General features: G+C 64.5%; 3 protein-coding genes. 2 read left to right on the plus strand and 1 reads right to left on the minus strand.

Going from position 1 to position 3,141, the window contains the following annotated elements:
- Positions 1–14 precede the first annotated feature (14 nt).
- Complete coding sequence (locus tag QOC89_RS06025; RefSeq protein WP_323044193.1) at positions 15–1,073, plus strand: ABC transporter ATP-binding protein; 1,059 nt, start codon at positions 15–17, stop codon at positions 1,071–1,073.
- A 113-nt stretch (positions 1,074–1,186) separates the two neighbouring features.
- Here QOC89_RS06025 and QOC89_RS06030 read toward each other — a convergent pair whose 3' ends face one another.
- Complete coding sequence (locus QOC89_RS06030) at positions 1,187–2,074, minus strand: LysR family transcriptional regulator (RefSeq protein ID WP_323044191.1); 888 nt, start codon at positions 2,072–2,074, stop codon at positions 1,187–1,189.
- 113 nt (positions 2,075–2,187) lie between these two features.
- Between QOC89_RS06030 and QOC89_RS06035 the strand changes: the two genes are divergently transcribed.
- Positions 2,188–3,108, plus strand: a complete 921-nt coding sequence (locus tag QOC89_RS06035) for a DMT family transporter (RefSeq protein WP_323044192.1) — start codon at positions 2,188–2,190, stop codon at positions 3,106–3,108.
- Positions 3,109–3,141 lie beyond the last annotated feature (33 nt).

The raw sequence follows: 3,141 nt of genomic DNA on the forward strand, positions 1-3,141 counted from the left end.
GACATCGGATTTTCATGAGCGAACTTCGTATCCGCGGACTGCAAAAATCGTTCGACGGCCATCCGGTGCTGCACGGCATCGATCTCTCCGTCGAACGCGGGACGCTGCTCGCGCTGCTCGGTCCGTCCGGCAGCGGCAAGACCACCTTGCTGCGGCTGTTGTGCGGTTTCGAACGCGCGGATAGCGGCAGCGTCGACATCGACGGCCGGCGCGTGGCCGGCGACAACCTCCACATGCCGTCCGAGCAGCGCCGCATCGGCTACGTGCCGCAGGAAGGCGCGCTGTTTCCGCATCTGTCCGTGGCGGACAACATCGTGTTCGGCTTGCCGCGCACCCAACGCCGCGCGCGTCATCGGGTGGCCGAATTGCTGGAGCTGGTCGGCTTGCCGGCGAACTTCGGCGAGCGCGCGCCGCAGCAGTTATCGGGTGGTCAGCAGCAGCGTGTGGCACTGGCGCGTGCGCTCGCGCCGTCGCCTACTCTGGTCATGCTCGATGAGCCCTTCTCCTCGCTTGACGCCGCGTTGCGGCTCGAAACCCGACAAGCGGTGGCAAGTGCTCTCGCCGCGACGGGGGCGACTGCCGTACTCGTCACGCACGATCAAGCGGAAGCGCTGTCGCTCGGTCACGAGGTCGCGGTGCTGTGGAACGGCCGGCTGATCCAGACCGCGACGCCGGAAACGCTGTACCGCCGGCCGGTGACGCGCGAACTTGCGTCGTTCGTCGGTGAAGCGGTGTTGTTGCCGGGCGTGGTCAGGCAGGATCGCGTGAACTGCGAGCTCGGCGACTTGCCGTTGTGCGAGCCGATGGGCAACGGCGCGGTCGATGTGATGGTGCGGCCTGAGCAGATCCGCCTGTTGCGTGCCGAAGAAACCATGCCGCACGGCGTGGCATCTTATGACGCCGTGGTGCAGGACGTGATCTTTCAGGGGCAGGACGCGGGGGTTGCGCTGCAATTGCAATCCGGCGCGCGGACTGTGGTGCGCGCTCGCGTGCCGGGGTATCGGTCGCCGCGGCCGGGCGAAAATGTGCGGCTTGCCGTGGATGGCGAGGTGACGGCTTATCCGCGAGATTGAGCAGCGTAGTCAAGCTGCGAGATTGAGCTTCACGTTAAGCCGCGCTTTTAAACCGCGCAGCCAATCAGCGCGGCTGAGCAACGCCCTTTTGGGGCATGCTCATGGCAGCCCCCTCACGCCGTCGCCGCAGCCCCGCGTCCCGGCGTGCGTTGCGACAAATCCTGCATCATCTGCGCGGCCAGATAATCGCACGTAGGACGGTCTGATTTGGCGCTGCGCGCCACCACGATTTCCACCGGCGCGATCTTCGGCAAGCCTTGCGCTTCGCCGAGAATCGCGAGCCGTGGCGGCACACTGCAGCGCGTGAGCGCGATTACCGAAAGCCCTGCATCCACCGTCGCCACCAGGCCCATCAGACTGGCGCTGCTAAAGGCTGCCCGATAGCGCAGACGCGCACCGTCGAGTGCCGCCAGCGTATGCTGGCGCGCGACACAGCCCGGCTCGTAAAGCCCAACCGGTAAAGGCGACGCCGCCAGCACCGGCGTATCCAGCGACGCCCCAACCCACACCAACGGTTCGCTGCGCACGAATTCACCGCGCAATTTGCGGTCACGCGTGACGAAGGCGAGATCGATCTTGTTATCGGCCAGCATGGGCGCGAGCGAGGTGCTCTGCGCGCAGACGATCTCGATTTCGACGTGCGGATACAGGTTCGAAAAACGCCGCAGCACCGGCGACAGCAGCGACGACACGTAATCATCCGGTGCGCCCAGCACCACTCGCCCGGTCACCTCGGGACGCACGATCGCCGACCACGCCTCCTCATGCAACGCCAGCACGCGCCGTGCGTATTCAAGCAGCGTGTTGCCCGGCCGCGTCAGCGAGAGGTTGCGCGTGTTGCGTGCGAACAGCGTGGTGCCGAGCATGGTTTCGAGCCGCTTGATCTGCATGCTGACCGCCGCCTGCGAACGATGCACGGTCACCGACGCCTTCGTGAAGCTGCCCGTTTCCACCACCGCGACGAAAGTACGCAACAAATCGACGTCGAATTCGGGATGCATGATTTATCAATCCAGCTTATGCAATTGCTCAATTTAATTCGTTTGTCGATGCGATGCAAGCCGCGCAATACTCGTGACTCACCTGATGCGACCTATTTCCGGAGCTGCTTTGCATGTCCCTCACCCAACGTCAACAAGGCGCCATCACGCTGGCCAGCGGCGGACTTCTGATGGGCACACTCGGCATCTTTGTCGAAGAAGCGCGGCTTGGCGCGCTGACGCTGGTGTTCTTTCGCTGCCTGTTCGGCTTCCTCTCGCTCGCCGCTTATTGCGCGTGGAAGGGCTTCTTCACGCGCGCGCATTTCACACGGCGCACCGTGACGCTGGCACTGATTTCCGGTGTGCTGATGGTCACGCAGTGGGTCGGCTTCTTCGATGCGATTCATCGCACCAGCATTGCGGTGGCGACCGTGGTGTTTCACGTGCAGCCGTTCTGGGTCGTGCTGATGGGCGCGGCGCTGTTCAACGAGCGTCTCGGTGTCGACCGGCTTGGCTGGATCGCAACCGCATTTGTCGGGCTCGTTCTGGCCTCGGGTGTCGCGGCTAGCGAGAACCTGCAGGGGCATACGAGCTACCTGATCGGTATCGGCGAGGCATTGGCGGGTTCGGTGCTGTACGCGAGCGTCACACTGATCGCCAAAGGACTCGGCAATTTGCGCCCGCACCTGCTGACGCTCGCGCAATGCGCGGTAGGCGTGGTGTGTCTGCCGTTCATCGCGCCGCTCACCGCCGTGCATATCGGGCCGATGCAGTGGTTCTGGCTGGTCGGCATGGGCGTGCTGCACACGGGGCTGTCGTATGTGCTGATCTACGGCGCGCTGCCGAAGCTGACCACACCGGTCATCGCCGTTTTGCTGTTCGTCTATCCGCTGACGGCGATCGTGGCCGATGCCGTGGTGTATGGGCGGGCACTGTCGGTGCCGCAGCTCGCGGGCATGGCATTGATCGTGATCGCGAGCCTCGGCGTCAATCTCGGCTGGCCGCTGCTGTCAATGCTGCGTCCGGGCGGACGGGCGCGGCATCACGCTGATTGAGAGTCCGGCGGGCGGGAATCGAACTGAGCCCGC

Source organism: Paraburkholderia sp., from assembly GCF_034668105.1.
Classification (GTDB): domain Bacteria; phylum Pseudomonadota; class Gammaproteobacteria; order Burkholderiales; family Burkholderiaceae; genus Paraburkholderia.

What these genes read in the sequence shown, in the direction of transcription:
- QOC89_RS06025 (WP_323044193.1), top strand. Translation starts at nt 15, where the DNA reads ATGAGCGAACTTCGTATCCGCGGACTGCAAAAATCGTTCGACGGCCAT.
- QOC89_RS06030 (WP_323044191.1), bottom strand. Translation starts at nt 2,074, where the DNA reads ATGCATCCCGAATTCGACGTCGATTTGTTGCGTACTTTCGTCGCGGTG.
- QOC89_RS06035 (WP_323044192.1), top strand. Translation starts at nt 2,188, where the DNA reads ATGTCCCTCACCCAACGTCAACAAGGCGCCATCACGCTGGCCAGCGGC.